The organism is Bradyrhizobium sp. MI1.7 (assembly GCF_055811795.1).
The window spans coordinates 1-26,244 of record NZ_JBVVPO010000012.1; the positions used below are offsets into that span (position 1 = coordinate 1).

Annotated in this window: 29 protein-coding genes; 22 read left to right on the forward strand and 7 right to left on the reverse strand. The window is 63.9% G+C overall.

Translation table 11 applies throughout. The features are described 5' to 3' along the window. The first annotated feature begins 49 nt into the window (after positions 1 to 49). A complete protein-coding gene (locus AC0L3X_RS13835) occupies positions 50 to 379 on the forward strand; it encodes a hypothetical protein (protein WP_473316462.1) in 330 nt (109 codons plus the stop codon). On the opposite strand, the gene AC0L3X_RS13840 is transcribed toward AC0L3X_RS13835, so the two are convergent. Continuing rightward, positions 354 to 1,172 carry an FRG domain-containing protein gene (locus AC0L3X_RS13840; RefSeq protein ID WP_473316490.1) on the reverse strand — a complete coding sequence of 273 codons (819 nt, stop codon included), beginning with the start codon at positions 1,170 to 1,172 and terminating at the stop codon, positions 354 to 356. The genes AC0L3X_RS13835 and AC0L3X_RS13840 overlap by 26 nt on opposite strands. 237 nt (positions 1,173 to 1,409) lie before the next feature. Here AC0L3X_RS13840 and AC0L3X_RS13845 point away from each other — a divergent pair, with 237 nt between their 5' ends. Both AC0L3X_RS13845 and AC0L3X_RS13850 read left to right on the forward strand, forming a co-directional pair. Next, positions 1,410 to 2,696 carry a toll/interleukin-1 receptor domain-containing protein gene (locus AC0L3X_RS13845; RefSeq protein ID WP_473316463.1) on the forward strand — a complete coding sequence of 429 codons (1,287 nt, stop codon included), beginning with the start codon at positions 1,410 to 1,412 and terminating at the stop codon, positions 2,694 to 2,696. Further along, the gene (locus tag AC0L3X_RS13850; protein ID WP_473316465.1) at positions 2,653 to 3,528 is read left to right on the forward strand and encodes a hypothetical protein; all 876 of its coding nucleotides are present in this window, start codon (positions 2,653 to 2,655) and stop codon (positions 3,526 to 3,528) included. The genes AC0L3X_RS13845 and AC0L3X_RS13850 overlap by 44 nt, the downstream gene beginning before the upstream one ends. Before the next feature lie 224 nt (positions 3,529 to 3,752). Here AC0L3X_RS13850 and AC0L3X_RS13855 read toward each other — a convergent pair whose 3' ends face one another. From AC0L3X_RS13855 to AC0L3X_RS13865, 3 genes are all read right to left on the reverse strand, one after another. Next, positions 3,753 to 3,938, reverse strand: a complete 186-nt coding sequence (locus AC0L3X_RS13855) for a hypothetical protein (protein WP_473316466.1) — start codon at positions 3,936 to 3,938, stop codon at positions 3,753 to 3,755. A gap of 467 nt (positions 3,939 to 4,405) precedes the next feature. Continuing rightward, a complete protein-coding gene (locus AC0L3X_RS13860; protein WP_063981042.1) occupies positions 4,406 to 5,119 on the reverse strand; it encodes a type 1 glutamine amidotransferase in 714 nt (237 codons plus the stop codon). A gap of 29 nt (positions 5,120 to 5,148) precedes the next feature. Next, positions 5,149 to 6,075, reverse strand: a complete 927-nt coding sequence (locus AC0L3X_RS13865) for a LysR family transcriptional regulator (RefSeq protein ID WP_063981043.1) — start codon at positions 6,073 to 6,075, stop codon at positions 5,149 to 5,151. A gap of 151 nt (positions 6,076 to 6,226) precedes the next feature. Here AC0L3X_RS13865 and AC0L3X_RS13870 point away from each other — a divergent pair, with 151 nt between their 5' ends. From AC0L3X_RS13870 to AC0L3X_RS13910, 9 genes are read left to right on the forward strand one after another with little or no spacing between them, the layout of a single operon-like run. Beyond that, a complete protein-coding gene (locus tag AC0L3X_RS13870) occupies positions 6,227 to 7,183 on the forward strand; it encodes an N-carbamoyl-D-amino-acid hydrolase (protein WP_084795331.1) in 957 nt (318 codons plus the stop codon). Between the two features lie 53 nt (positions 7,184 to 7,236). Beyond that, positions 7,237 to 8,061: an ABC transporter substrate-binding protein gene (locus AC0L3X_RS13875; RefSeq protein ID WP_063981045.1), complete on the forward strand. Its 825-nt coding sequence runs from the start codon at positions 7,237 to 7,239 to the stop codon at positions 8,059 to 8,061. After that, positions 8,058 to 8,915: an amino acid ABC transporter permease gene (locus AC0L3X_RS13880; protein ID WP_063981046.1), complete on the forward strand. Its 858-nt coding sequence runs from the start codon at positions 8,058 to 8,060 to the stop codon at positions 8,913 to 8,915. Before AC0L3X_RS13875 ends, AC0L3X_RS13880 begins: the two co-directional genes overlap by 4 nt. Next, positions 8,912 to 9,676 carry an amino acid ABC transporter ATP-binding protein gene (locus tag AC0L3X_RS13885; protein ID WP_473316468.1) on the forward strand — a complete coding sequence of 255 codons (765 nt, stop codon included), beginning with the start codon at positions 8,912 to 8,914 and terminating at the stop codon, positions 9,674 to 9,676. The genes AC0L3X_RS13880 and AC0L3X_RS13885 overlap by 4 nt, the downstream gene beginning before the upstream one ends. A gap of 15 nt (positions 9,677 to 9,691) precedes the next feature. Next, entirely contained in the window at positions 9,692 to 10,507 is an 816-nt protein-coding gene (locus AC0L3X_RS13890; protein WP_063981048.1) for an ABC transporter substrate-binding protein, read from the forward strand. Then, the gene (locus tag AC0L3X_RS13895; protein WP_063981049.1) at positions 10,494 to 11,378 is read left to right on the forward strand and encodes a polysaccharide deacetylase family protein; all 885 of its coding nucleotides are present in this window, start codon (positions 10,494 to 10,496) and stop codon (positions 11,376 to 11,378) included. The genes AC0L3X_RS13890 and AC0L3X_RS13895 overlap by 14 nt, the downstream gene beginning before the upstream one ends. 8 nt (positions 11,379 to 11,386) lie before the next feature. After that, positions 11,387 to 12,043 (forward strand): aspartate/glutamate racemase family protein, encoded by a 657-nt coding sequence (locus tag AC0L3X_RS13900; protein ID WP_063981050.1) that lies wholly within the window; start codon positions 11,387 to 11,389, stop codon positions 12,041 to 12,043. 22 nt (positions 12,044 to 12,065) lie between these two features. Then, positions 12,066 to 13,649, forward strand: coding sequence for an ABC transporter substrate-binding protein (locus AC0L3X_RS13905; protein ID WP_063981051.1), 1,584 nt, complete (start codon positions 12,066 to 12,068; stop codon positions 13,647 to 13,649). Further along, positions 13,646 to 15,019: an amidohydrolase family protein gene (locus AC0L3X_RS13910; RefSeq protein ID WP_063981052.1), complete on the forward strand. Its 1,374-nt coding sequence runs from the start codon at positions 13,646 to 13,648 to the stop codon at positions 15,017 to 15,019. Before AC0L3X_RS13905 ends, AC0L3X_RS13910 begins: the two co-directional genes overlap by 4 nt. On the opposite strand, the gene AC0L3X_RS13915 is transcribed toward AC0L3X_RS13910, so the two are convergent. After that, on the reverse strand, positions 15,009 to 15,926 hold the full coding sequence (locus AC0L3X_RS13915) for a LysR substrate-binding domain-containing protein (protein WP_063981053.1): 918 nt from the start codon (positions 15,924 to 15,926) through the stop codon (positions 15,009 to 15,011). The genes AC0L3X_RS13910 and AC0L3X_RS13915 overlap by 11 nt on opposite strands. A gap of 273 nt (positions 15,927 to 16,199) precedes the next feature. On the opposite strand from AC0L3X_RS13915, the gene AC0L3X_RS13920 reads away from it, so the two are divergent. The 10 genes from AC0L3X_RS13920 to AC0L3X_RS13965 all read left to right on the forward strand — a co-directional run bounded on the left by AC0L3X_RS13920 (position 16,200) and on the right by AC0L3X_RS13965 (position 25,196). Beyond that, positions 16,200 to 17,237 carry an ABC transporter substrate-binding protein gene (locus tag AC0L3X_RS13920; protein ID WP_063981054.1) on the forward strand — a complete coding sequence of 346 codons (1,038 nt, stop codon included), beginning with the start codon at positions 16,200 to 16,202 and terminating at the stop codon, positions 17,235 to 17,237. Between the two features lie 23 nt (positions 17,238 to 17,260). Further along, positions 17,261 to 18,301: an ABC transporter ATP-binding protein gene (locus AC0L3X_RS13925; RefSeq protein WP_063981055.1), complete on the forward strand. Its 1,041-nt coding sequence runs from the start codon at positions 17,261 to 17,263 to the stop codon at positions 18,299 to 18,301. Next, positions 18,298 to 19,173, forward strand: a complete 876-nt coding sequence (locus tag AC0L3X_RS13930) for an ABC transporter permease (RefSeq protein ID WP_063981056.1) — start codon at positions 18,298 to 18,300, stop codon at positions 19,171 to 19,173. Before AC0L3X_RS13925 ends, AC0L3X_RS13930 begins: the two co-directional genes overlap by 4 nt. Further along, positions 19,170 to 19,976 carry an ABC transporter permease gene (locus AC0L3X_RS13935; RefSeq protein WP_063981057.1) on the forward strand — a complete coding sequence of 269 codons (807 nt, stop codon included), beginning with the start codon at positions 19,170 to 19,172 and terminating at the stop codon, positions 19,974 to 19,976. Before AC0L3X_RS13930 ends, AC0L3X_RS13935 begins: the two co-directional genes overlap by 4 nt. 9 nt (positions 19,977 to 19,985) lie before the next feature. Further along, entirely contained in the window at positions 19,986 to 21,122 is a 1,137-nt protein-coding gene (locus tag AC0L3X_RS13940) for an NAD(P)/FAD-dependent oxidoreductase (RefSeq protein ID WP_063981058.1), read from the forward strand. A gap of 29 nt (positions 21,123 to 21,151) precedes the next feature. Next, positions 21,152 to 21,448 carry a (2Fe-2S)-binding protein gene (locus tag AC0L3X_RS13945; RefSeq protein WP_063981059.1) on the forward strand — a complete coding sequence of 99 codons (297 nt, stop codon included), beginning with the start codon at positions 21,152 to 21,154 and terminating at the stop codon, positions 21,446 to 21,448. After that, complete coding sequence (locus AC0L3X_RS13950) at positions 21,445 to 22,863, forward strand: FAD/NAD(P)-dependent oxidoreductase (RefSeq protein WP_063981060.1); 1,419 nt, start codon at positions 21,445 to 21,447, stop codon at positions 22,861 to 22,863. Before AC0L3X_RS13945 ends, AC0L3X_RS13950 begins: the two co-directional genes overlap by 4 nt. Next, positions 22,860 to 23,981 carry an NAD(P)/FAD-dependent oxidoreductase gene (locus AC0L3X_RS13955; protein WP_283017566.1) on the forward strand — a complete coding sequence of 374 codons (1,122 nt, stop codon included), beginning with the start codon at positions 22,860 to 22,862 and terminating at the stop codon, positions 23,979 to 23,981. Before AC0L3X_RS13950 ends, AC0L3X_RS13955 begins: the two co-directional genes overlap by 4 nt. A 12-nt stretch (positions 23,982 to 23,993) precedes the next feature. After that, positions 23,994 to 24,341 (forward strand): RidA family protein, encoded by a 348-nt coding sequence (locus tag AC0L3X_RS13960; protein ID WP_063981062.1) that lies wholly within the window; start codon positions 23,994 to 23,996, stop codon positions 24,339 to 24,341. Between the two features lie 135 nt (positions 24,342 to 24,476). Then, positions 24,477 to 25,196: a hypothetical protein gene (locus AC0L3X_RS13965; protein ID WP_063981063.1), complete on the forward strand. Its 720-nt coding sequence runs from the start codon at positions 24,477 to 24,479 to the stop codon at positions 25,194 to 25,196. Here the strand turns inward: AC0L3X_RS13965 and AC0L3X_RS13970 are convergent. Together AC0L3X_RS13970 and AC0L3X_RS13975 are read right to left on the reverse strand one after the other, a co-directional pair. Further along, on the reverse strand, positions 25,186 to 26,031 hold the full coding sequence (locus AC0L3X_RS13970) for a tetratricopeptide repeat protein (RefSeq protein WP_084794962.1): 846 nt from the start codon (positions 26,029 to 26,031) through the stop codon (positions 25,186 to 25,188). The genes AC0L3X_RS13965 and AC0L3X_RS13970 overlap by 11 nt on opposite strands. A 39-nt stretch (positions 26,032 to 26,070) precedes the next feature. Continuing rightward, positions 26,071 to 26,238 (reverse strand): hypothetical protein, encoded by a 168-nt coding sequence (locus AC0L3X_RS13975; protein WP_187387921.1) that lies wholly within the window; start codon positions 26,236 to 26,238, stop codon positions 26,071 to 26,073. Positions 26,239 to 26,244: the final 6 nt, after the last annotated feature.

Below are 26,244 nucleotides of genomic sequence, written 5' to 3' on the forward strand. Positions count from 1 at the left end.
GACCCGCCTTTGAGCTATTACGAACGCCAGCGCCTGCTGGAGGCCCGCGATGATCACTGACACCGACCGCGATGCGATGACGCGCGCCATTGCCGCAGCCCGAGGCGAGGGTCGAACCCGCGCCAAACAGATTGACGCCAAGTTGCGCAAGGACCCGTGGGAGGCAGTTGGCCGCTTCGCCGCCTTCAGCGCGCAAATCGAGTCGCTGCATTTGCAGCCGTGGGAATCGACCTTGGTCTACGCCGATACGCCTGAGGCCCATGCGCTGCTGCGCAGGTTAAAGGCCGCCGGTTTGTCGCGGTACGAGCCCGACCCGCTGGCGGTGATTGCCGTTTCCGAGCAGCGAAGCCTCTTTACTGAAGCATCTCCGCGATCTTGAACTTTGCGCCTGCCAGCTCTTCTCTAACGGAGATGGTCTCCATAAGACTTTCCTGCGAGCCAAAAAGCGAAAAGGCGGTCAAGTTGTAATCCAACAATTCTCTGAGGACGGCGGCACGTTCGTCGGCCCTCAACCGAAACTTGAAAAGGCTATCTTGTCCGGGCACCTTTAAATCAAAGACGCTCGCATGTGGTTTGAAGTGCCATCCTTTACCTTCATGATGCTGCACACACATCGTGTATTGAGCCTGCTGTGCAAAATGACGCTTGTGTGTCGAGACGTAGGGACCACAAGTCACGATTTGAGGTTCGTCACTCCCCGAGGTCTTAAATCCCTGCGGGCGATCACAATAAGCAAAGATAACCACATGGTCTGTTAGTGGTCGCGCAAAGGCGAAATAAGCAGCGACAAACGGCGAGCGGCTCCAATCTAGAATGGGAGTAGGGAATCCATGATGCCGCAGATATGTCATGTATTCATAGTGCGGCAGAGCGTGGAGCTGTAACGCAAAGGGTTCGTAGTCTCTCACCAACTTGTTGAGAGCTGCCCACCCCGGCTCGTCAGACCACTTTAAATCAGCCAGACTTTCGATCTCAGATTTGATCCTCAGGATCAGCCCGTAATACTGGGAGATCGATTGAGGATGCCAACTGCGTTCTAAAGTGGTTTCGAGCTTCCATTCCTCCGAACTGTGTCCACGAAACACGTAGGAGTCTTTCGATGAAGCGGGTTGCCTTAATGCGGCAACAGCGGCTTTGAATTCGAGCCAAGTATAGACGTCATTGGTTGGCATGTTCACGATTTGATTCCCTCGCGGCCTATCCAACAATACAACCGCCACGAGCGGCGGACTAGCGATCAAAGCCAGCTTCCCTCAGATCTTCTGAAAGGGCTTTTGGCCAGCTAAGCAGAGCGACGCCACGCGGTGTCAGCGCTAACTGGGAGCGTGAACAGTTGGGGACAAATCCTTAAGTTGAAAACGCATATGAAAGGATGGCCGTATACTGCCGACGTAATTCGGGAGGGGCAAATGTCGGCACCAAAGGTTTTCATCTCGTATTCCCATGATACCCCACAGCACAAAGATTGGGTGCGCGATCTCGCAAGCGCGCTGCGCAACAACGGGATAGATGCGGTCCTTGATCAATGGGATCTGTCGCCGGGGCAAGACATGGCCACCTTTATGGCCGGAGGCATACAGACCGCCGACCGCGTGTTGCTGATCTGCACGAGTCAGTACGTGTCGAAGGCAGAAGGAGGGACCGGTGGCGTAGGCTATGAGCGTCTGGTCGTCACGGCCGAAGTCGTTGGATCAATCGACACGATCAAGTTCATCCCAATCGTTCGGAACAACGCGGACGCACGCAAGGTCCCGAACTTCCTCGGCCCACGCATGTATATCGACTTCTCGAATGATGCGGAGTACCCGATAAAACTTGAAGAGTTGATGCGCGAGATTCACAAAGCGCCTGCCGTCGTAAGGCCACCGCTTGGCGACAATCCATTTAAAGGCGAGGTGATTGAGTCTGGAGAGCCGGTTCGAGTCGCGGGTCCCAGTGGAGCAACCGCTGGCGGGGTACCAATCTTAAACGAAGATTGGTTTCGGGCTCAGCAAGCAACGGCTTTGGCGGGACTCGCCAAACTCAACATGGGCATCGAAGTGGAGTCGCAGCTCAAAGGTACGATGGAAGTGCGGTTCGGTCTGCACAACGGCTTGAACAAATCGCAGGTCGAATTGCTCAACGCGGTGCGGGCATCGGAAATCAGGACCTTCGGTTGGCCAATCGGTGTGACTTTGGAGAACCGCCCGGAGTATAGGCCGCGTCCGTACGGGGACGGCATCCGAGCAGAAATACCGTCGGTCGAACACCATTCATACGATTACTGGGCGGTTCGCAAAAGTGGTGACTTCTACCTCCTGCAAACCCTCTTTGAAGATTCGCGAGAGAAAAACGCTCTTTTCTTTAACACTCGCATCGTACGGGTGACAGAAGCGCTCATGTTTGCGGGCAGGCTCTGCACCGCTCTGGGCGCTGCCGCTGATGCTAAGATCAGCGCGCGCTTCACACACAGCGGGCTTGCCGGGCGCGCGCTCAAGAGCGCGAGCCCGAATCGACGGCTGTCCAGCAATCCCACGACAGACGAGCAGGTTTCCGAGACGGAAACGGTGATTGTGCTGGGGGAAATCCATAATGCGCTGGTCGATGAAGTTCAGCGCGTCTGTGCGCCCATGTTCATGCTCTTCGACTTTCAGGAATTTGGGCAGCGGATTTATGAAGACATTGTTCGCCGGTTCGAGAAAGGTGAAGCCACTTGATATGGGCGAGGCAAAGGTAAAACAGAGTGCTACCGCGAAACTCATCGAGAAGTTTCCCGCGTGCGCCTTTTGCGCTGGCATCAAAGCGACGACTACACGCGAGCATATGCCGCCTAAAGCACTCTTTGATAACTCGCACCGGCCTGATAGGTTGGTGATGCCAGCTTGCTCCGAATGCAATCGGGCCACTAGCACGTCCGATCTCGTCGCGGCGATGGTTAGCCGTTGGGATTTTTACGCCAACGACCAATCGCAAATCGATCATTCGAAACTCTCAGCTCAGGTCAAGCGGCAAGCGCCCGAACTCGTTCGCGAATGGCTGTCCGCAGATTCGCCAGCGCAGCAACGAAAAGCACGACGGCATTTAGAAAGCCACGGCGTCAATGTTCCGTTTGGAGCGCGTCTCACAACTATCGGCCCATTGACGATCCGACATTTGAACGTCTTTGCGCACAAGCTCACTCTGGCGCTGTACTTCGAACACTTCAAAAGACCTCTAAGCGCCGCAGGCCGCGTGCAAGGAATTTGGAAATCGAAGGAAGATTTTGCAGTTAACGGTGTGCCTCAGCCTTTGCTGAACCTGTTTGACGGCTACAACACCCTGATTCAGGGACAATGGAATGTAGCGGAAGTCTTCGAGTATCGCTTTGCGCGAAACACGCAAGAAGGTCTGTTCGGTTGCTTTGCTAGGTTGCGTCAAGGTCTTTTCATTCTCGGCTTTGCCATCGAAAGCGACGCCACTTTGGACGCGAATCCCGATCTGGATGGAGCATGGATTCAGCCGGACGATCTTCTGAAAGATCATCCGCACTTCCTGAAGAAGAACGGGTAGTGAATTGCGAACGACCTAGCTGGTGCCCTTACTCGCCTGCGAAAACTTCGGCCGCACCTCCGCGCCGCGCCTGCGGCAGGCGCTGCAGACGAAGTCGGGCTCGATGTCCCACAGCCGGAGATGATCGGCCCAGCGGGCCGCGCTGGGCGTCGTGGAAGTGGCTGCAGCGGTCCGCTGCAGACCTGTTCGATGCCGTGTTCATCGCGCTCGTCGCGCTGATGGGCTTATTCCAAGTCAGACAGCTCGTCGCGTACAGAGTCCTGCAAGCGGACCGCGAGATCGACCATGGCCCAGCAAACCAATTGAATGTCGGCTATCTGCGTTTTTGCAGCCATGTTGTTTTGTAAAATGTTCTCCATCATATCGACTGTCTTACGCATTTTGCCGAGCAGTTCTTTTGATGGCCGCATGTCTCCACCTTTCGGACTCCTCCTCTAACCACAGACCACTCAGCTCGAACGCAAGCGGCGGCCCGGACGCACCCGCCTATCCCTCGCACGGCCTTTGGAGGCTGGTGCGAGGTGTTCTGTTAAAATGTGTGAGGCCCTTGACAGGGTGCTGACGATGGCAACGGTCGTTGGCGTCGTCAATTTAGGTCAGAACGGCCTACGACGACGGATAGCGGAGAGGCTCGGCGGGGACACAAGCGGCGGGGCTGGTGCGAAAATAAATCGCCAGCCGGTCGCGAGCTGGCCGCCAGCCTATCGGTGGCCGAGCCGTTGGTTTAGGTTTGTCACAAGGCCCGTCAGCAAAGAATTCTGTTTTTTACACTGGCTGTACACCGACGCGCTGATACGTTGATATTATTGATCTTTTGCCGCCCCTCACTCTCCCACAAGGGGAGAAGGGAAGAGGTGCGCGTGGCGAGGACCTTGAATTAAGGCGCCGCGCGCCTCGCCAAAAACCGCGTGATTGCCCCACCCAGCTTCGCGTTGTCCATCGGCTCCGCCAGCGACTCCCTCGCGGTCGCAACGACATCCTCCGGCGCCTTGCCGTCGCGGAGCTCGCAGCACACTTGCGCAAACTCCACGTCGAATTCCGGATGCGGCTGCACGGTCAGCGTGGTGCCGTTGGCGTAGAGCAGGCCCGCATGCGGGGTGAATTCGGACGAGAGGATCGTCAGCGCATCGCTGGGCGGCTCGACCACCTGGTCCTGATGCGAGGCGGCGATCGCAACCGCTTTGCCGTCGACGACGCCGTTCTCCGGCAGCACCTGATAGACGTGGCGGCCGATGCCCCAGCCCTTCTCCGACTTCTGCACGGTGCCGCCGAGCGCCTGCGCGATCAGCTGATGGCCGAAGCAGACACCGACCATCGGCGTCTTGTTGGCGTAAGCCGTGCGCACGAAATCTTCCAGCGGCGCGATCCAGTCGAGCCCGTCATAGACACCGGCGGCAGCACCGGTGATCAGCACGGCCTCGAGCTTGCTCGGGTCGGGGAGTGCGTCGCCATTGGGGATGCTGACGACGTCCACCGTGGCGGTCGGATCCTCGGCGCGGACCATGCGCTCGAACATGTCGGGAAACGAGCCGTGCTGCTCGCGGTACTTCTGCGGGACCTGTCCGGTCTCGATGATGGTGATGCGTGCCATGTGCCCCCCGGGTGAAAAGGTTGCGAAGCTCAGTCGCTTTCTGCCCCATGTTGCTGGTGTGGCGCTGTGCGTGCCAGCTGTGCGCTCTCTTTCCGGACCTCGTTGAGAAACGCCTTGGCCAGGCGCGACAGCGGCTCGGATTCTGACCATAGCATATAGGCAACCGCGTGCGTCGTGGGCGTGAACGGCCGCACCACGAGGCCGCTGCCGCCGTTCTGCCGCGGCGAGAACGGATCGACCACGGCGGCGCCGACGCCGGCCGCGGCGAGCACGCAAGCCGTGTTGCAGTAGCGCACCTCGACGGTCGGCTGGAACGGCGCGCCGGCGCGGGCAAAGCTGTCGCGCACGGCCTCACCGAGCCGCGTGCCGCGCTCGAGCCCGATGAAGGGCATGCCGGAGAGATCTGCGGCCGAGATCACGGGCTTGTCGGCAAGCGGATGCCGCGGCGGCAGCACGCACACCATCTCGCCGGTGTGCACCACCTCATGCGCGATGCCGGGATGATGCGTCAGCCCGAGCGCGAAGCCGAGCTCGGCAACGCGGCTGAGCACCCCCTCGATGATGCCCTCATAGCGCCGCACGTCGAAGAACACCCGCGTCTCCGGGCGGCGGCGAAGGAAGCTTGAGAGCGCCGACGGGATGATGCTGTAGGCCAGCGGCGGCGTCGCGACGAGCGCCAGATGGCCGGAGCGGTTCTCGCGCAGATCGCGGACGCGGTTCTCGAGCTTGGCGTGCAGCGCGAAGATGGCTTCGCTCTCCTTGTAGAGCGCCATCGCCTCCGCGGTCGGAAACAGCCGGTTGTTGACGCGCTCGAACAGCGCAAAGCCCGCCTGCGCCTCCATCGTCTTCAGCGCGTTGCTGACCGCGGGCTGTGACAGCGCCAGTTCGTCCGCCGCCGCCACCGTGGTGCGATGGCGGATGACGGCACGCAGGATCTCGAGCTGACGCAGGTTCATATCACTGCCAATTATACTCTGGGCCAAAACATCATAGCAGAACGAATTGATTTTGCAGCCCCGCTTCCGCGTAATGGTCGCGGATTTGCACGTCGCATCAAGGGGTTCATTCGCCCATTGAGGCAGCACTGCGCACATATTGGAGGCAATCTTGGTTCGTGTCCTTCGCGCCGCCGCCGCACAGATGGGGCCGACGCAAAAAGCCGATACGCGCGAGCATACGCTGGCGCGAATGCTCGACATGCTGGAGGAGGCCGCCGGCCACGGCGCCAGCCTCGTGGTGTTTCCCGAGCTTGCCTTCACCACCTTCTTCCCGCGCTGGCTGCTCGAAGGCGACGCGCTCGACCACTATTTCGAGCGCGGCATGCCGAACCCGGCCGTGGCAAAACTGTTCGACCGTGCGCGCGCGCTGCGCGTCGGCTTCTATGTCGGCTATGCGGAGCTGACGCCGGACGGTCGACGTTATAATTGCGCCATCCTGGTCGATCGCGACGGCGAGATCCTCGGCCGCTATCGCAAGGTGCATCTGCCGGGTTCGGTCGAGCCGCGCGAAGGCGCGCGCTACCAGCAACTCGAGAAGCGCTATTTCGAATATGGCGACCTCGGCTTTCCCGCTTTCCGCGCCGGATCGGCCTGGGCCCACGCCATCATGGGCATGATGATCTGCAACGACCGCCGCTGGCCGGAATCCTGGCGCGTGCTCGGCCTGCAAGGCGTTGAACTCGTCTGCATCGGCTACAATTCGGCCGCCTATGATCCCAATGGCGGCGTCACTGAAGACGCGTCCTTGCGCACCTTCCACTCGACGCTGGTGACGCAGGCCAACGCCTACATGAACGCGACCTGGGCGATCTCGGTGGCGAAGGCGGGCGAGGAGGACGGCTCCGGGTTGATCGGCGGCTCCTGCATCGTCGATCCCAATGGCCGCATCGTTGCGCAAGCCCAGACTTTGGCCGACGAGGTGATCATCGCCGACATCGATCTCGATCTCTGCCGCCAGGGCAAGGACAAGATGTTCAACTTCGCCGCCCACCGGCGGCCGGAGCAATACAGGGTGATCACCGAACGCGCTGGCGTCATCGAGCCGGCCGTTCTCGACGCGGACTGACTGGCACGGCGCTGGCAAAGGACTCAAAGCAAAACGTTGGCAAAGGAGCTGACATGATACGCCTCTCGCTCTCTCTCGGTCTCGCAGTACTGGCTACCGTAACGTCGGCGCAAGCGGCGGAGCTTCCCGCGGAGATCAAGCAGGCGGGCGCGTTGAAGCTCACGGTCAACTCCACCTACGCGCCGATGGAGTACCGCGATCCCGCCACCAACGAGCTCGTCGGGCTCGACGTCGATCTGGCCAACGAACTTGCGAAGCGGCTTGGCGTAAAAATCGTCTGGAGCGAGACGCCGTTCGCCGAGCTGATCCCGTCGCTCCAGACCAGGCGCGCGGACTTCATCATCTCCGGCATCTCCGACCGCGCCTCACGGCGCGAGACCGCCGATTTCGTCGACTACCTCGCGACCGGCCCGCAGTTCTTCGTGATGGCGGACAATGCGGCCAAGGACGCGACCGATCTCTGCGGCAAGAAGGTCGGCACCACCCGCAGCACCAGCTTCCCGGTCGAGATCGAGAAGTGGAGCAAGCAGAACTGCGAGCCGGCCGGCAAGCCGGCCATTCAGTACGTCCCCGGCGAGAACTCGATCGACGTCCGCAACCAGCTCAAGCAGGGCCGCATCGACGCCGCAGTGCAGGGCAGCGAGACGCTGCCTTACGCGCAGACGCAGGAGCCCGGCAAATATCGCGTCGTCGGCGAGCCCTTCGCCAAAGGCTACCAGGGCATCATGTTCCGCAAGGACGATGCGGCTTTGCGCGAGGTGGTGACGGAGAAGCTCACGGCGATGATCGCCGACGGCACCTACAAGGCCGTTCTCGACAAATGGGGCCTGGGGGCCAACGCGGTGGCCCAGCCCATGCTGAATGCGGCGCCGCAATGAAGCCGGTGCCGGCACTCGCGGAGGGTTTCCCTGATCTGTCGGGGATGCGGGTCGCGCGCGAGCCGCACTGGTTTCGCTGGCTCAGCGCGGCGCTGATCGTCCTCGTGCTGGCGGTGATCGTGCGCGCCTTCGCCGGCGGTCAGATCGAATGGTCCTATGTCAGCCGCTTCCTGACCGCAAAAGTCATTCTCGAAGGCATCGTCAACACGATGGTGATGGCGGTGCTGGCGATGGCGCTCGGCATTGTCCTCGGCGTCGTCGTCGCGGTCATGCGGCTGTCGCCCAATCCGGTGCTGAAGACGGTCGCGGCCGGCTACACCTGGCTGTTCCGTGGCACGCCGCTGATCCTGCAACTGCTGTTGTGGTTCAACCTCGCGCTGGTGTTTCCGACCATCGGCATTCCCGGCCTGTGGTCTGCGCGCGCGGTCGACGTCATGACGCCGTTCCTTGCCGCGCTGCTCGGGCTCGGCATCAACCAGGGCGCCTATACGTCCGAGGTGATGCGTGCCGGCATGCTGTCGGTCGACATCGGGCAATACGAGGCGGCACAGGCGATCGGCATGGGGCGGCTGCGCGCGCTGCGCCGGATCATCCTGCCGCAGGCGATGCGCGTCGTGATCCCGCCGCTCGGCAACGAGTTCATCGGCATGGTGAAGGCGACCTCGCTCGCGAGCGTCATCCAGTATCCGGAACTGCTGCACAACGCCGAAAACATCTACTACGCCAATTCGCGCGTGATCGAGCTGCTGATCGTTGCCGGGCTCTGGTACCTGCTCGTGGTCTCGATCCTGACGCCGCTCCAGATGCTGCTCGAACGCCGTTTTGCCCGCGGCACATTGCGGCTGGCGCGATGACAAACCCCCTCGTCGCGATCCGCACCGTCAGCAAGAGCTTTGGAGAGTTCCAGGCTCTCAGAAGCGTCTCGCTCGACGTCTGGCCCGGCGAGGTGATGTGTTTGATCGGCGCCTCCGGCTCCGGCAAGACCACGCTGCTCCGCTGCATCAACCAGCTTGCCGCGATCGATGCCGGCGGCATCTGGCTCGACGGCGAGCTGCTTGGCGTGCGCGAGCAAAGCGGCCAGCTCTACCGTCTCAGCGAGCGGGAGATCGGGCGGCAGCGGCTGAAGACTGGCATGGTGTTCCAGCGCTTCAACCTGTTTCCGCACAAGACCGCGCTGGAGAATATCATCGAAGGTCCACTTCAGGTGCAGGGGCGCAAGTCCGACGAGGTGCGCGCGGAGGCGCTCGAACTGCTCCGGCGCGTCGGATTGTCCGCCAAGGCGGACTGGTATCCCGCGCAGCTCTCCGGCGGCCAGCAGCAGCGCGTGGCGATTGCGCGTGCGCTCGCCATGAAGCCGATGCTGATGCTGTTCGACGAGCCGACCAGCGCGCTCGATCCGGAACTCGTCGGCGAGGTTCTCGCGGTCATAAAGGAGCTGGCGAAGAGCGGCATGACCATGATGGTGGTGACGCACGAGCTCGGCTTCGCGCGCGAGGTCGCCGACCGCGTCGTCTACATGGACCAGGGCGCGATCGTCGAGCAGGGGCGCGCCTCGGACGTATTGGGTGCGCCGCGCGAGGAGCGCACCAGGGCATTTCTTTCGGCGGTGATCTGAGATGGGGGCGTGTTGATGAAGAGACTTTGGGTTGCGGCGGCGCTTTTCGGCGTCATGACCGTTTCGGCATTGGCGATCGAGCTGCCGGCGGAGATCGCCAAGCGCGGCAGCCTCAAGGTGGCGCTGGTGCCGAACTATCCGCCGATGGAATTCCGCGATCCCGCTACCAACGCGCTATCCGGCTTCGACATCGATCTCGGCGAAGCCATCGGCCGCAAGCTCGGCGTCAAGATCGAATGGCAGGAGACGAGCTTTGCCGAGTTCATGCCGTCGATCTCGACCGGGCGGGTGGACGCCATCCTGTCCGGTTTCACGGACTACGCGAGCCGTCACGACATCGCGTCCTTCGTCGATTATCTCAGGAGCGGTCCGCAGTTCTTCGTGCAGCAGTCGCGCAAGGCGGAGTTCAAGGACGCGGCATCGCTCTGCGGCAAGAAGGTCGGCGCCAGCCGCCGCACCATGTTCCCGGCGCAGATCGCGGCGTGGAGCGAGAAGAATTGCGGCAGCAATCCGATCCAGTTCATCGGCACCGACGGCTCGGCCGACGCCCGCACCCAGCTGAGGCAGGGCCGCATCGATGCCGCGGCCCAGGGCAACGAGACGCTGCCCTACATTATGGATCTCGAACCCGGCGCCTATGCGCCCGTGGGCGAGCCCATCGCGCAGCAATTCACCGGCATCGCCCTGCCGGTCAAGGAAAAGGCACTGCAGCAGGCCATTCTCGAAGCGGTCGATGCGCTGATCGCCGACGGCACCTACAAGACCCTGCTTGCCAAGTGGAAACTGAACGACAACGGATTAGAGAAGGCGACCATCAATGCTGGACAGTAAGGCACTCAAGAGCATCCCGCTCGTTCCGGCCAACACCGCCGATCCCGCGCCGGAATATCCCTGGCCGAAACCCTACACTTCGGCGATGTTCCTCTCCTTCGACGTCGACGCGGAGAGTGCGTGGACCAGCAAGGACGCGGTGCACGCGCAGCGGCTCATCACCATGAGCTATGGCGGCTATGAGGCGCGCGTCGGCACGCCGAAGCTGTTGGAGCTGCTCGACCAGCTCGATCTCAAGGCGACCTTCTTCGTCACGGGATGGTCGGTCGACGCGCATCCGGCGATGGCCGAGTCGATCCTCAAGGCCGGCCACGAGATCGGCCATCACGGCTATCACCATCTGCTGCCCGATCCCGGCGATCCCTGGATCGAGGAGGAGCTGGAGCGCGGCTTCGAGGCGCTGAAGCGCCGGCTCGGCGTCAGGCCGACCGGCTATCGCGCGCCCTATGGCGAGTTCACCGAGGAGCTGCGCGCAGCACTCGTACGTCACGGCATCGTCTACACGTCGTCGTTCCGCGACGACGTGCGGCCTTATCGCCATCGTCTGGCCGACGGCAAGCCCGGCACGATCGAGCTGCCGGTCACAGCGAGTTATGACGACTGGATGCACGGCCTCTCCGCCCGCTTCAGCCCGCGCTCGATCTTCCCCAAGGAGCATGTGCTCTCGATCTGGAAGGACGAGCTCGACGAAACCAGGGACTGGGGCGCCATGGTGACGACCGTGCTGCATCCGCAATGTAGCGGCCGCCCGATGCGGCTGCGCCTGTTGCGCGAGTTCCTGACCTACGCAAAGTCGTGCCCGGATGTCTGGATCACAACCGGCGAGAAGATCGCGGAAAACTTCCTGCGCCACGAAGCCGGTAGTCGCTGAGCAGCACCATGACCCGTCGTCGCATCCTCGTCATCAACCCCAACTCCTCGGCGTCGGTGACGGCGGCGATCGACGAGGCGGTCGCGCCGCTGCGCATTGCCGGCGGGCCTGACATCGAGGTGGTTGGCCTCGCCGAAGGACCGCCGGGCATCAGCTCGCAGCGCGATGCCGATAGCGTGGTCATGCCGCTGGTCAACCGCGTCACGCGTGACGATGCGGATGCCTTCGTGCTCGCCTGCTTCAGCGATCCCGGCCTGCATGCGGTGCGTGAGGCCGCCGGCGGACGCCCGGTGCTGGGCATCGCCGAATGCGGAATCTTTCGCGCGCTGATGCTGGGCGAACGCTTCGGCATCATCGCGCTGTCGCCGTCGAGCATCCGCCGCCAGCAACGCATGGCGCGGGTGATGGGCGTCGATAGCCGTTACGCCGGAAGCTGGTCGGTCGGCGCGAGTGCGGCGGAAACGGCAGGCGCCGATATCCGCGGCCGCTTGGTCGATGCCGGCCGCGCGCTGGTCACTCAATGCCGCGCCGATGTCGTGGTGATGGGGTGCGCCGGCATGGCCTCGCACCGCGCGGCGATCGCGGATGCGATCGGTGTGCCCGTGATCGAGCCGGCGCAGCAGGCGGTCGCCGCTGCAATCGGCGCGGTGTTGTTGAACACGTAAGATCCTTCAGGAGCCTTTTGTCATGCCGATCTCCCGCCGCTCGCTCCTCAAGGCTGCCGCAGCAATGCCGGCGCTGTCGCTGCCGGGCATCGTCCGCGCCGAAGCGCAGAGCACCTTGCGCTTCATTCCCGTCATCGACCTCGCCTTCGTCGACCCCATCTATTCGACCGCGCAGGTGTCGCGAAACCATGGTTTCATGGTCTACGACACGCTCTACGGCATGAGCTCCTCGCTCCAGGTCTCGCCGCAGATGCTGTCGGGCCACGCCATCTCCGCTGACTTGCTGCAGTGGGACCTCAGCTTGCGCGATGGCCTGTTCTGGCACGATGGCGAACGTGTGCTGGCCCGCGACTGCGTCGCCAGCATCCGCCGCTGGGCGGCGCGCGACGGCTTTGGCGGCGAGCTGCTGGAGGCGACCGCCGAGCTCTCGGCCGCCGACGACCGCACCATCCGCTTCCGCCTCAAGCGTCCGTTCCCGCTGCTGCCGCAGGCGCTCGGCAAAGCGGCGATCAATCCCTGCTTCATGATGCCGGAGCGGCTGGCGAGCCAGGACCCGTTCAAGCCGCTGACCGAGGTGATCGGCAGTGGCCCGTTCCGCTATCTCGCCGACGAGCGCGTGCAGGGTGCCCGCAACGCCTATGCCAAATTCGAGCGCTACCAGCCGCGCACCGACGGCAAACCGGATTGGACCGCGGGTCCGAAGATCGTGCATTACGACCGCGTGGTCTGGACCACCACGCCCGATGCCGGCACCGGCGTCGCCGCGCTCCAGACCGGCGAGCAGGACTGGCAGGAGACCACGCCGCACGATCTGCTGCCGATCATCAAGGCCGCCGGCGATATCGAGACGCGCATCCTTGACCCCAGAGGCTACGCCTGCATGCTGCGCCTCAATCATCTGCAGCCGCCCTTCGACAATCCTGCCGTGCGCCGCGCGCTGCTGGGTGCGATCGATCAATCCGCGTTCATGACGGCCGTGGCCGGTACCGATCCGGCGTTCCAGGTCTCGCCGATCGGCTATTTCGCGCCTGATACCCCGATGGCGAGCGACGTCGGCCTCGACGTGTTCCGCGGGCCGCGCGACTACGCCAAGGTCAAGGCCGAGCTGAAGGCCGCGGGCTACAATGGCGAGAAGATCGTAGTGCTGGTCCCCACCAACTCGCTGGCGCAGAAGCCGCTGGGCGAGATCGCGGTCGACAGCTTGCGCAAGGCCGGCATGAACGTCGAATATGCCGGGCTCGATTTCGCCGTCGTGTTGCAGCGCCAGCTCAAGAAGGACCCGATCGGGCAGGGCGGCTGGAGCGCCGCGGTCGGCAACTGGCAGGGCATCGACTGGCTCAATCCGGCCGGCAACACCAACATCCGCGGCGAAGGCAAGGTCGCCGGCTGGTACGCGAGCGAGAGGATGGGGCCCTTGCGCAGCCAGTGGCTGGCCGCCTCCGAGCTTGCCGAGCAGCAGCGCATCTGCCGCGAAATCCAGACGGTCGCGTTCGACGAAATCCCCTATATTCCGATCGGCCTGTACAAGCAGCCGACCGCCTATCGCAAAGCCATCACCGGCATTCTCGACGGCACCGCCGTCTTCTGGAACGTGCGCCCCGCATGAGCACCACAGCAATTTTCGGCAGCTATGTGCTGTCACGGAAAGACGGCGCGCAGGACGTGTTGCGCGACCATTGGGTCCTGATCGAAGGCAAAAAGATTGCCGCGGTCACGCGCGACAGGCCGCGCGCGGACGAGATCTACGATCGCCCCGGCCGCTTCGTGCTGCCCGGTCTCTTGAATCTGCACAATCACTGCTTCTCCGAAGCGGTGGCGCGCAGCCATACCGAGGACGGCAACGGCCGCAAGAACAACCAGAGCATTGTCTATACGGTGCTCTTGCCGCTGACCAAGCGCGGTGCCGATATCCTGTCGGCGGAAGAGCGCATCGCGGTCGCGCGGCTCGGCATCCTCCAGCTCCTCAAGGGCGGCGCCACCACCGTGATGGAGCCGTTCCGCAATTCGATCCCGGAGATGTTCGATGCCGCCGAAGAGATGGGCATCCGCTTCTATGGCGCGCCGTATCTGTTCTCGACGTCGGACGCCAAGGCGGGACCTGACGGTGTGGTGCATTATTCCGGCGACGACGGCACCGCCGACATGGCAACGTGGGACGCGCTCTATCAGCGCTGGAATAATCGCGGCGACGGCCGCATCAGTCTTGCGATGAGCCCGCACGCCACGGACACCTGTGGCCCCGATCTGCTGAAGGCCTGCGCCGCACGGGCGCGCGAGCTTGGCGTGCCCATCACGACGCACATGGCGCAGAGCCGTGCCGAGGTCGAGACCATCGGCAAGCGCTATGGCGGCCGCACGCCGGCGCAATATCTGGACTGGCTCGGCCTGCTCGCGCCCGACCTGATGGCCGCGCACTGCATGTTCAGCACCGACGACGATCTCAAGCTGATGGCCGCGCGCGGTATGACCGTGCTGAATTGCCCGCGCGTGTTCGCGCGCGCCGGCGTCACCGCGGCGTTCAGCCGCTTCGCCGAGCACGGCGTGCGCACCGTGGTCGGCACCGACGGCTACAACATGGACCTGCTCGGCGAGCTCAATGCGGCGTCGCTGATCTCCAAGGTCACCTCAGCCCGCGCCGATGTCGCGAGCTCGCCGGAGCTGATCGAAGCGAATACGGCAGTCGCCGCCGACGTCATCAATCGGCCTGATCTCGGCCGGATCGAGCCCGGCGCGACCGCCGATCTCACCGTCGTCGATCTCACCCATCCGCATCTTCAACCGCTGTTCGACCCACGCCGCGCGCTGATCGCGCTCGCCAACCGCGCCAACATCGATCAGGTCATGGTGGACGGCCGCATGCTGGTCGATGAGGGTGGCTATCTCGGCGCCGATGAAGCGGCGATCACGGCGGCGGGCAGTGCGGCGATCGGCAAGATCTGGGACCTGCCGGAGGCGCAGGCCGCGTTCAACGGCTGAGCGTTGCGTCGTCCTCGAATTCAACGAGCGCCTTGCGCATGGTCTCGACGAGATCGAGCGCCACCGGCGAGGGGCTGCGCTGCGCCGGAAAAACGGCGGAGAATTCGAAGTCGATGCGCGGCAGGAAGCGGCGCACGACGACGCCGCGGGTGGAAAATTCCTGCGCGGTGAAGGGATCGCAGATCGCGACGCCTAATCCCGACGACACCATGCCGCACATGATCTCCGACAGCGTGGTCTCGACCCTGAGCACACGGCGGACGTCGTGGCGATGGAAGACCTGGTCGACGAGATGCCGGCTCGACGATCCCGCCGACAGCGAGATGAACGTCTCGCCCTCGAAATCGCGCGGCTCCAGAACTTGCTTCTCCGCGAGGCGATGACCGGTCGGCAGCACCGCGACGCGCGCCAAAGCGGGCAGCCGCTGGCTCGGCAGGCCGGAATGGGCGATCGGCACCTCGGCAAAGCCGATGTCGCATTGATTGTTGAGCACCCAATCGACCACGATCGGCGAGATCACGCCGAAGAAGGCGAGGTTGAGGTTGGGCCGTTCTTTCAGGAAATGTCCGGCGAGCCGCGGCAGATAGCCGTTCGACAGCGCCGGCAGCGCGGCGATGCGCAGCGAGCCGGTGCGGCGGCCACGGATTTCCTCGGCGGCCGCCGTGATGCGTTCGAGCCCGACGAAGGAGCGCTCCACCTCGGTATAGAGCGCCATCGCCGCGGCGGTCGGCACGAGGCCAGTGCCGCGCCGCTCGAACAGCTCCATTTTCAGCAGCGCCTGGAGGTCGCGCAGCAGCCGGCTGACCGCCGGCTGCGTCACGGTCATCAGCGCCGCCGCCTCAGTCACGCTGCCCGTCAGCATCGTCGCGCGGAAGGCCTCCACCTGCCGCGGATTGATCCGCGCCATCCCCAATTCCATCCATAACATTTATGCATGCAGAGGGTGCCATTATTCATTGGACGATGGAAGCTCGGGTTTGCGATCTTTTTCATCAGGACTGGAGACAGCCCGCTTTTTCGGCAGATTGGAGGGGTTCAAACCTCCGAATCGCGCCAAAACCTACCGAACAGGGGCCGGAGCCCTGTCCGGAGAGGGTTGGCGCGGAAGGAAATGCGGAAGGCGCCTCAGTCAGAGATTTTTCGGCACGTCACCTCATCCCGGTATTGGAGATCGGTCCATATGAAGACTCTCAGCCTTCTGACCGCGGTCAGCATCGCAGCGCTCATCGCCGTCCCGTCTGCCGCCTCGGCCCAGCAGAAAACGCTCTATGTCGCCGGTTACGGTGGCTCGTTCGAGAAGACCATCCGCGACGAGGTGATCCCGGCCTTCGAGAAGGAGAACGGGGTCAAGGTCGAGTACGTCGCCGGCAATTCCACCGATACGCTGGCCAAGCTTCAGGCGCAGAAGGGCAACCAGCAGATCGACGTTGCCATCGTCGACGACGGCCCGATGTACCAGGCGATCCAGCTCGGCTTCTGCGGCAAGCTCGAAGGCTTGCCGGCCGCCGATCTCTATGACACCGCCCGCTTCAAGGACGATCGCGCCGTTGCGATCGGCATCGTCGCGACTGGCCTGATGTACAACACCAAGGTGTTCGCCGAGAAAGGCTGGGCGCCACCCACTTCGTGGAACGATCTGAAGGACACGAAATACGCCAAGCAGCTCGTGATCCCGCCGATCAACAACACCTACGGCCTCGAAGCGCTGGTGATGCTGTCGAAGATGAACGGCGGCGGCGAGACCAACGTCGATTCCGGCTTCAAGATCTTCAAGGAGCAGATCAATCCGAACGTGCTGGCCTATGAGCCGTCGCCGGGCAAGATGACCGAGCTGTTCCAGTCCGGCCAGGCCGTGATCGCGGTGTGGGGCACGGGCCGCGTGCAGAGCTTCGCCAACACCGGCTTCCCCGTCGACTTCGTCTATCCGAAGGAAGGCGCGGCGACGCTGCTGACGACGGCGTGTCCGATCACCAAGCCGAATGCCTCGCCGCTTGCATCGAACTTCGTCAAGATGCTGCTCGATCCAAAAATCCAGCTCGTGATGCTGAAGGACTACGGCTACGGCCCGGTGCTGAAATCACTGGTGGTACCGCCGGAGCTCGGCAAGATGGCGCCGATCGGCGAGCGCGCGGCAAAGCTCTATAATCCGGACTGGACTGTGATCAACGAGAAGCGCGAGGAGTGGACCAAGCGCTGGAATCGCGAGGTCGAGCGTTGATCTGATCGTTGCGGAGACAGCGCATGGCCTATCTCGAGCTCGATCGGGTCGCAAAACAGTTCGGCGCGCAGACTGTGGTCGAAGACTTCAGTCTGTCGGTGGGGAAGGGGGAGTTCATCTCCTTCCTCGGCCCGTCCGGCTGCGGCAAAACCACGACCCTGCAGATGATCGCGGGTTTCCTCGATCCCACACGCGGCGCGATCCGCCTGGAGGGCAAGGACCTGACCGCGATCCATCCCGCGAAGCGCGGGCTCGGCATCGTGTTCCAGAGCTACGCGCTGTTTCCGCACATGACGGCGGCGGAGAACGTCGCGTTCGGCCTCGAGATGCGCAACGTGCCGCGCGCCGAAAGAGCCGAGCGCGTCCGCGCCGCGCTCGCGATGGTCGGGCTTGCCGGTTTTGAGGACCGCCATCCGCGCCGCATGTCCGGCGGTCAGCAGCAGCGCGTGGCGCTGGCGCGCGCGCTGGTGATCAAGCCGAGCGTGCTCTTGCTCGACGAGCCGCTGTCGAATCTCGACGCCAAACTGCGCGAGGAGATGCAGATCGAGCTGCGCCAGATCCAGCGCACCATCGGCACCACGACGATCCTGGTCACCCACGACCAGAACGAGGCGATGTCGCTGTCCGACCGCATCGTGGTGATGAGCCAGGGCCGCATCGAGCAGATCGGCTCGCCGCAGGAGACCTATGAGAAGCCGTCCTCGGCCTTCGTCTCGCAGTTCCTCGGCAAGACCAACGACTTTGCGGCGACGATTGATCGGACCGCGACGCCGGTGCGGCTGGTGGCTGGCTCCTGGAACGCGCCGGCGCCGGCCGGGCTCAGTGGCCCCGTCACTGTCAGCATTCGCCCTGAACGGATCGGCTTTGGCGATACGGGGCTCAGCGCAAAGATCGTCACGCGCATCTTCCAGGGCAATCACTGGCTGTTCCAGTGCGACAGCGAATGCGGGCCCGCGATCGTGATCCGCCAGAATGACGGGACGGCGCCGCCGGCTGAGGGCGAGGCGGTTCGCCTCGTCTGGCGGCCCGAGGACATGAGCGTGCGCGCGAGGGCCGGCGCATGAGCACGGCCGCTGACGAGCGCAACGCGCGTGCGCCATGGGCGCTGACGGCGCCCGCCTTGATGCTGTTCGTCGGCGTGCTGCTGATTCCGCTGGCGATGACGGTGATGCTGTCGTTCCACGACTGGGGTCAGTACAAGGGCATCGAGCCGGTCTTCATCCTCAAAAACTGGCACGAGATCGCGACCGATCCCTATTATGCCGAAATGTTCTGGCGGACGTTTCGCATCGCGATCCTGACAACGCTGCTCACCGCGTTGCTCGGCGCACCCGAAGCCTACATCCTCAACCGCATGAGCGGCCGCTGGAAGAGCTTTTTCCTGCTGATCATCCTCGGGCCGCTCTTGATCTCCGTGGTGGCGCGGACGCTCGGCTGGGCGCTGCTGTTCGGCGGCAACAACGGCCTCGTCAACAAGCTCCTGATGTCGCTCGGAGTGATCCGCTCGCCCATTCCCTTCATGTTCACCGAGACAGGGATGGTGGTTGCGCTCGCCCATGTGATGATGCCGTTCATGGTGCTGTCGGTGTGGGCCGCGCTCCAGCGGCTCAATCCGCAGATCGAGAACGCCGCGATGTCGCTCGGTGCGGGGCCGGTGACCATCATTCGCCGCATCATCATGCCGCAGATCATGCCGGGCGTGCTGTCGGGCGCGATCATCGTGTTTTCGCTCTCCGCCAGTGCCTTCGCGACGCCCGCGATCATCGGCGGCCGCCGGCTCAAGGTCGCGGCGACGCTGGCCTACGACGAATTCCTCAACACGCTGAACTGGCCGCTCGGTGCAGCGGTCGCAACGCTGCTGCTGGTCGCGCTGGTGCTGATCGTCGTCGGCAGCAACGCGCTGATCGAGCGCCGCTACGCGGAGGTGTTCCGATGAGCCGGAACGGCCCGCTCGCGTTGATCTTCCACACCATCTTCGTCATCGTCATGGTCGCGCCGATCCTGGTGGTATGCCTCGTTGCTTTCACGCCCGAAGGCTTCCTGTCGCTGCCGACCAACCGCTTTTCGCTGCGCTGGTTCAGGGCGATCGCCAACTATCCCGAGTTCATCCATGCCTTCTGGGTGAGCCTGGGGCTCGGTGCGCTCTCATCCTTCGTGGCGCTGCTGTTCGCGGTGCCGGCAGCGCTCGCGATCGCGCGTTATCGCTTCCGCGGCCGCGATGCGCTCGCGGCGCTGTTCCTGTCGCCGCTGATGATCCCGCATGTCGTGCTCGGCATCGCCTTCCTGCGCTTCTTCACCTCGGCCGGCCTCGGCGGCAGCTTTGCCGCGCTGATCATCGCGCATGTCATCATCGTGTTTCCGTTCGCGCTGCGGCTGACGCTGGCGGCGGCGACCGGCATGGACCTCTCGGTCGAGATGGCGGCAGTCTCGCTCGGCGCCAACGGCTGGACGCTGTTTCGCCGCGTGACGCTGCCGCTGATCCTGCCCGGCGTCATCAGCGGTTGGGCGCTCGCTTTCATCCAGTCCTTCGACGATCTCACCATGACCGTCTTCCTCGCGGCGCCCGGCACCGAGACGTTGCCGGTGCGCATGTTCCTTTATATCCAGGACAACATCGATCCGCTGGTCACGTCGGTCTCGGCCTGCGTGATCGCGATCACCATGACAGCCCTCATTCTGCTCGACCGCTTCTACGGACTCGACCGTGTGCTCGCCGGCAAGGGCGATACGGGACGATAGGAGAAATTTATGTCAGGAGACTACGACGTCGCTGTGGTCGGCGGCGGACTGCTCGGCTCCGCCATTGCCTGGGGCCTCGGCCGGCTCGGCAAGAGCGTGGCCGTGCTCGACGAAGGCGACATCACCAAGCGCGCCTCGCGCGCGAATTTTGCGCTGGTCTGGGTTCAGAGCAAAGGGCTCGGCATGCCGGCCTATACTGTCTGGACCGTGCAGGCGTCACAAGCGTGGAGCCAGCTTGCTTCCGAACTCAAGCAACAGACCGGCCTGGATGTCTCGCTTCAACAGAACGGTGGCTTCCATCTGACGCTCGGCGACGACGAATTCGGCCAGCGCACCGAGCTGGTGAAGCGCATGCACAACCAGACCGGTGCTGCCGATTACAAGATGGAGATGCTCTCCGCCTCCGAGGTGAAGAAGGCGCTGCCGCTGATTGGTCCGGAGGTGTCCGGCGGGAGCTATTGTCCGCTCGACGGCCACGTCAATTCGCTGCGGACCTTCCGCGCCTTCCACACCGGCTTCAAGGCATTCGGCATCGACTATTTTCCGGAGCGCCCGGTCTCGGCGATCAGCAAGAGCGGTGGCGAATTCCGCCTGACCACGCCGAAGGGCGAACTGCACGCCGCCAAGATCGTGCTCGCGGCCGGCAATGCCAACCAGACGCTTGCGCCGATGGTCGGCCTCTACGCGCCGATGGGCCCGACCCGCGGCCAGATCGTGGTGACCGAGCGCACCATGCCGTTCCTGCCGCATCCGCTGACCACGATCCGCCAGACCGACGAGGGCACGGTGATGATTGGCGACAGCAAGGAGGACGAGCTCGACGATCGCGCGCTGAAGCATTCCGTCAGCGCTGTGATGGCCGATCGCGCGCAAAGGATGTTTCCGCATCTGTCGCGGCTCAACGTGGTCAGGAGCTGGGCCGGCATCCGCGTCATGCCGCAGGACGGCTTTCCGATCTACGACCAGTCGGAGACGCATCCCGGCGCCTTCGTCGCCTGCTGCCATTCCGGCGTGACGCTCGCCTCCAACCACGCTTTCGAGATCGCGCGCATGGTCGCAGCTGGCGCGCTCGAGCCGGAGCTGGTCGGCGCGTTTTCGGCCAGCCGTTTCGGCGCCGCCGGTGCTGCGAACAACAGCGGCTATTAGAGATATCTAAAGGAGCCAAGAGGCATCCCATGTTTAGACGATCCGAACAGGACAAGCGACCGCAGGTCCAGATCTTCGTGGATGGCACAGCCATCGCGGCGCGCCAGGGCGACACCGTCTCTGCCGCGCTGCTGGCCTCCGGCTGTGATGCGCGCCGTTCCACCGCAGTGAGCGGCGCGCCGCGTCTGCCCTATTGCATGATGGGCGTGTGCTTCGACTGCCTCGTCACCATCGACGGCGTCGGTAACCGCCAGGGCTGCCTGGTGCCCGTCGCCGAGGGCATGCAGATCGAGATTCAGAAGGGCAAGCGGGAGATCGGAAAATGACTGTGGCTCCCAAGCGCGAAGCCTATGACGTCGTGGTGATCGGCGCCGGGCCCGCCGGCCTCGCGGCCGCTGCGACGTCCGCCGAAGCCGGCCTGTCGACGCTGCTGCTCGACGAGAACATCGGCCCCGGCGGCCAGGTGTTTCGCGCCATTTCGTCCACGCCCGTGACCGACCGCGACCAGCTCGGCGCCGACTATTGGGTCGGTGCCGACCTCGTTCAGTCGCTCCGCGCGAGCCGCGCCGAGATTATCCATCGCGCCACCGTCTGGAGCCTCGACCGCAACCTCGAGATCGCCGTATCGATCGGCGGTGCATCCGCTTTCCTCAAGGCGCAGCGCGTGATCCTCGCGACCGGCGCGCTGGAGCGGCCGTTCCCGATTCCCGGCTGGACCTTGCCGGGCGTGATGACCGCGGGCGCCGCGCAGACGATGCTGAAATCATCGGCGCTGGTGCCTGACGGACGCACGGTGATCGCGGGGCAGGGGCCTCTGCTCTGGCTGCTCGCCGCGCAGATCTTGCGGCTGGGCGGCCGCATCGATCGCATCCTCGACACCACCGAGCGCGGCAATTACTTCGCCGCGTTGCCGCACGCCTTCGCCTTCCTGACCTCGCCCTATTTCACCAAGGGCCTGTCGATGATGCGCGAAGTGAAGGCCAAGGTGCAGGTCGTCTCCGGCGTCACCGAGCTCTCGGCATCCGGTGATGGCCAGCTCGCGAATGTGAGCTATATCGCCGGCGGCAAGCGTGAGACCATTCCTGCTGACCTGTTGCTGCTGCATCAGGGCGTCGTGCCCAACGTCAATCTGGCGATGTCGGCCGGAATCGAGCATCGCTGGGATGATCTGCAATTGTGCTGGTCGCCGGTGCTGGATGCGAGCGGCAATTCGTCGGTCGCGGGCATCGCGATCGCTGGTGACGGCGCCGGCATCGGTGGTGCCAATGCGGCCGTGGTCCGTGGCCGCATCGCGGCGCGCGCGGCGGTGGAGGCATTGGCGCCTGCGGTTGCGACAAAACTTGCGCCGATGGCGACGCTCCGCGCCGATCTCGCCAAGGCCGAGCGCGGCCGCGTCTTCCTCGACACGCTGTTCCGCCCCGCGCCCCAGTTCCGCATTCCCACGGGCGACACCATCGTGTGCCGCTGCGAGGAAGTCACCGCGAAGGACATTCTCGATGCCGTCGCCATCGGCGCGACCGGACCGAACCAGCTCAAGGCCTATCGCCGCACCGGCATGGGGCCGTGCCAGGGCCGGCTCTGCGGCCTCACCGTGACCGAGCTGATGGCGCAGGCGCGGGGCAAGACGGCACAGGAGATCGGCTACTACCGGCTGCGCGCGCCGGTCAAGCCGATCACGCTCGCCGAGCTCGCCGCCGTCCCGAAGAGCGAGGCGGACATCAAGGCGGTGGTGCGCGGATGACCCAAAACGTGGATGCGATCGTCGTCGGCGGCGGCATCCACGGATGCTCGACCGCGCTGCATCTGTGCCTCGCCGGCATGAAGCCGGTGCTGATCGAGAAAGACTACGCCGGCCGCCATGCTTCCGGCGTCAATGCCGGCGGCGTTCGCCAGCTCGCGAGGCACGTGCCCGAAATCCCGCTCTCGATCCGCTCGATGGGGATCTGGGAGAAGATTACCGATCTCCTCGACGACGATTGCAGCTTTGAGAGTTACGGTCAGGTTCTCGTCGCGGAGAACGAGGAGGAGCTCGCGGTCTGCCGCGCGCGTGTCGCTGAGCTGAATGCGCTTGGCTTCACCCATGAGGAGCTGATCGACGCGACTGAATTGCGGCGACTGGTGCCGGCCGTGGCTGAGACTTGCCCCGGCGGGGTCGTGTCGCGCCGCGATGGTGCCGCCAATCCGGCGCAGACGACGACGGCGTTCCGGCGCAAGGCCGAGCAGTTAGGTGCGACCGTGCGCGAAGGCGTTGCCGCCAGCAATATCCGGTACAGCGACGGTCTCTGGCACGTCGACGTCGGCACTGAGACCTTTGCCGCGCCGGTGCTCGTCAATGCCGCCGGCGCCTGGGCCGGGAACATCGCCGCCGCGCTCGGCGAGCCCGTTCCGGTCGAGACCGTGGCGCCGATGCTGATGATCACCTCGCGCGTGCCGCACTTCATCGACCCCGTCGTGATCCTGCGCGGGCGCAAACTGTCCTTCAAGCAATTCTCCAACGGCACCGTGCTGATCGGCGGCGGCCATCTGGCCACGCCCTATCAGGATCGCAACGAGACGGTGCTGGACTGGAAGAGCCTCGCGATCAGCGCGCGCACCGTGTTCGAGCTGTTCCCGGTGATGCGCAGCGCGACGATCGTCCGCGCCTGGGCCGGCATCGAGGCGAAGATGAAGGACGATATCCCCGTGTTCGGACCGAGCAGCCGCCACAAGGGCCTCTATCACCAGTTCGGCTTCTCGCTGCACGGCTTCCAGCTCGGCCCCGGCGCGGGTGCCGTGATGGCCGAGCTGATCGTCAATGGCGGCACCCAGACCCGCATCGGCGATCTCGGCATCGACCGCTTCCATCCTTCCACGCTCTAAGAAGAGGACATCATGAGCATCACCCGCAGCATCCGCACGCCCATCATGCACCGCGCCGTCGAGGCCAACGGCTTCGTCTTCGTCGGTGGCACCATCGCCGACGACACTTCCGTGTCCATGGGCGACCAGACCCGCAACATCCTCGGCAAGATCGCCGGCTATCTGAAGGAAGCCGGTACCGACAAGTCGCGCGTCGTCAGCACCTCGATCTTCGTCACGGATCTTTCCAAGAAGAAGGAGATGGACGCGGTCTGGACTGAATTCTTCGGTGACAACCTGCCGACGCGCGCCACGGTCGGCGTTGCCGATCTCGGCGGCGGTGCATTGATCGAGGTGGTGGTCACTGCGCTCAAGGGCTGATTGCGCTCTTCTCACGGGCTCGTGAAGAGAGCCGTCGATCCGAACATGACGAAGATGTAATGGTCTGGATTAGCTGCGGCGCTTTGACGCGCCGCAGTTTCCGTTTATCAGTAGGGGACTCGGCTGGAATGCCCAATGTCCTCGCAGAACAATAACAACAAGCTCGCGATCAAATTTCGCTGCCCCGGAGAACTCGAAGGCCTGCTGCCGCAGCCGGTGCCGGCGAATCTCGGCGTTCCCGACTGGCTCAAGGCGATGCCGACCACGGCCTTCAGTGCCCTCAATCAGCAGGATGACGAGACGGTCAAGCGCTGCCCGCCGTTCATCGACGCGATGACATGCGGTTTCCTGATCCCGCTAATCTGCGATATCAGGGTCGAGGATGGCGAGATCAGCTGGGACAACGACATCCCGCCCGGCGGTGAGATCGATTTTCCGCGCTCGCCGATCAGCTTTCACGATCAGGGCCAGCTCACCGGCTCGCCGCTGTTCGAGGCCGATCGCTTCGTCATCAAGTTTCACAATCTCTGGACCATCGAGGCGCCGGAAGGCTATTCGCTGTTCTTCACCCATCCGGTCAATCGCTTCGACCTGCCGTTCATCACGCTGAGCGGCCTCGTCGATTGCGATCGCTATCGCGACAGCTGGATCCACTTTCCGGCGCATTGGCACAATACGGGCTTTCGCGGCGTGCTGCCCAAGGGCACACCGATCGCGCAATGCATTCCGGTCAAGCGTGAGGATTGGACGCGGCAGACCTCGGCCTTCACCGAGGATGAAGCGCAGAAGGTCCACGCCCTGCGCGCCGCGCTGAAGCGCGAGCCGGGTCTGTACCGGCGGAAATTCAGGGCGTAGCCCGCTCGGGCCTGGCTCCCAGGAATTTCGCCGCGGCGCTCGGGCGGAAGAAGAAGCGGCCGTGCGACGAGGCGGCGAGTGTGAGGGCGGCGCGGCTGAGCATCTGCGGCCGTCCGCCATACACGGACCGCAGCGCCGCCTCGCCGCCATCGCGTTCGCCCATCTCCATCAGGCAGATCGCGAGATTGGCGCGGGAGAGAGCGTCGTCCGGGCGAAGCCCGAGCGCGTGACGGTAGGTGTCGGCGGCCTCGGCATAAGCGCCGTCGAGAAGCTCGGCCCAGGCAAGTTCGGTCAGGATATCGGTGCGTCCCGGCCCGATCGCGCGCGCCGCGGTCAGCACGGTACGCGCTTTGGCGCGATTGTTATTCCGGACATGCATGCGGCCAAGGTCGAGTTGCAGATCGACGCTGGCCGGGGCGAGCGCGAGGGCTTGCTCGATCATCCCGACCGCCTCGCCAACCTCGCCGGCGTTCGCAAGCTGGCCCGCCAGCTCCTGGAACGCGGGCAGATAGGGCGGACGGCGCGCTGTGGTTCGCCGCAGTTGCGCCAGTCCATCGCTTCTGCGCCGCGCGGCACACAGCACATGGCCGAGCAGCGTCTCGATTTCGGGATCGCTATTGCGCTTCGCGGCTTTCTCCAGCGGCGCAATCGCTTCCTCCGCACGCTCCTGGCCGAGCAGGGCATGGGCGAGGATCAGCACGGCATTCCGGTCGGTGCGATTTGATTTCAGGGCTTCGGTCGCAAGCTGCCTTGCAATGTCGAACTGCTTTGCACGTAGCGCCAGAAAGGCTTGCTGAAGCAGTTGGGCGAGGGGGCTATTCGGCTTGCCGCTCAAGAGATGGCCTCTTGGTTGAGACACGTTGTTTTTTGCCCCTTACCGCATGCCCCATGCAGCGTCCATCAACAGCTTCGTGATGCTTTGCTGATCGGCCCGGACGCGTCGCACGGAATGCACCTTGATCTCGGCGCCCGACGGGATTATCAGCGAGACATCAATCAGGAGTTTCGCATCCATGGATTTCACCCCGACCGCAACGCCCATCCGCCT

Coding starts and splice junctions, on each gene's coding strand:
- AC0L3X_RS13910 (WP_063981052.1), top strand. CDS start 13,646: ATGAGCACCACAGCAATTTTCGGCAGCTATGTGCTGTCACGGAAAGAC.
- AC0L3X_RS13835 (WP_473316462.1), top strand. CDS start 50: ATGATCACTGACACCGACCGCGATGCGATGACGCGCGCCATTGCCGCA.
- AC0L3X_RS13865 (WP_063981043.1), bottom strand. CDS start 6,075: ATGAACCTGCGTCAGCTCGAGATCCTGCGTGCCGTCATCCGCCATCGC.
- AC0L3X_RS13855 (WP_473316466.1), bottom strand. CDS start 3,938: ATGCGGCCATCAAAAGAACTGCTCGGCAAAATGCGTAAGACAGTCGAT.
- AC0L3X_RS13940 (WP_063981058.1), top strand. CDS start 19,986: ATGTCAGGAGACTACGACGTCGCTGTGGTCGGCGGCGGACTGCTCGGC.
- AC0L3X_RS13950 (WP_063981060.1), top strand. CDS start 21,445: ATGACTGTGGCTCCCAAGCGCGAAGCCTATGACGTCGTGGTGATCGGC.
- AC0L3X_RS13905 (WP_063981051.1), top strand. CDS start 12,066: ATGCCGATCTCCCGCCGCTCGCTCCTCAAGGCTGCCGCAGCAATGCCG.
- AC0L3X_RS13890 (WP_063981048.1), top strand. CDS start 9,692: ATGAAGAGACTTTGGGTTGCGGCGGCGCTTTTCGGCGTCATGACCGTT.
- AC0L3X_RS13860 (WP_063981042.1), bottom strand. CDS start 5,119: ATGGCACGCATCACCATCATCGAGACCGGACAGGTCCCGCAGAAGTAC.
- AC0L3X_RS13845 (WP_473316463.1), top strand. CDS start 1,410: ATGTCGGCACCAAAGGTTTTCATCTCGTATTCCCATGATACCCCACAG.
- AC0L3X_RS13935 (WP_063981057.1), top strand. CDS start 19,170: ATGAGCCGGAACGGCCCGCTCGCGTTGATCTTCCACACCATCTTCGTC.
- AC0L3X_RS13925 (WP_063981055.1), top strand. CDS start 17,261: ATGGCCTATCTCGAGCTCGATCGGGTCGCAAAACAGTTCGGCGCGCAG.
- AC0L3X_RS13975 (WP_187387921.1), bottom strand. CDS start 26,238: ATGGGCGTTGCGGTCGGGGTGAAATCCATGGATGCGAAACTCCTGATT.
- AC0L3X_RS13880 (WP_063981046.1), top strand. CDS start 8,058: ATGAAGCCGGTGCCGGCACTCGCGGAGGGTTTCCCTGATCTGTCGGGG.
- AC0L3X_RS13920 (WP_063981054.1), top strand. CDS start 16,200: ATGAAGACTCTCAGCCTTCTGACCGCGGTCAGCATCGCAGCGCTCATC.
- AC0L3X_RS13900 (WP_063981050.1), top strand. CDS start 11,387: ATGACCCGTCGTCGCATCCTCGTCATCAACCCCAACTCCTCGGCGTCG.
- AC0L3X_RS13875 (WP_063981045.1), top strand. CDS start 7,237: ATGATACGCCTCTCGCTCTCTCTCGGTCTCGCAGTACTGGCTACCGTA.
- AC0L3X_RS13895 (WP_063981049.1), top strand. CDS start 10,494: ATGCTGGACAGTAAGGCACTCAAGAGCATCCCGCTCGTTCCGGCCAAC.
- AC0L3X_RS13965 (WP_063981063.1), top strand. CDS start 24,477: ATGTCCTCGCAGAACAATAACAACAAGCTCGCGATCAAATTTCGCTGC.
- AC0L3X_RS13945 (WP_063981059.1), top strand. CDS start 21,152: ATGTTTAGACGATCCGAACAGGACAAGCGACCGCAGGTCCAGATCTTC.
- AC0L3X_RS13850 (WP_473316465.1), top strand. CDS start 2,653: ATGAAGACATTGTTCGCCGGTTCGAGAAAGGTGAAGCCACTTGATATG.
- AC0L3X_RS13915 (WP_063981053.1), bottom strand. CDS start 15,926: ATGGCGCGGATCAATCCGCGGCAGGTGGAGGCCTTCCGCGCGACGATG.
- AC0L3X_RS13955 (WP_283017566.1), top strand. CDS start 22,860: ATGACCCAAAACGTGGATGCGATCGTCGTCGGCGGCGGCATCCACGGA.
- AC0L3X_RS13885 (WP_473316468.1), top strand. CDS start 8,912: ATGACAAACCCCCTCGTCGCGATCCGCACCGTCAGCAAGAGCTTTGGA.
- AC0L3X_RS13960 (WP_063981062.1), top strand. CDS start 23,994: ATGAGCATCACCCGCAGCATCCGCACGCCCATCATGCACCGCGCCGTC.
- AC0L3X_RS13840 (WP_473316490.1), bottom strand. CDS start 1,172: ATGCCAACCAATGACGTCTATACTTGGCTCGAATTCAAAGCCGCTGTT.
- AC0L3X_RS13930 (WP_063981056.1), top strand. CDS start 18,298: ATGAGCACGGCCGCTGACGAGCGCAACGCGCGTGCGCCATGGGCGCTG.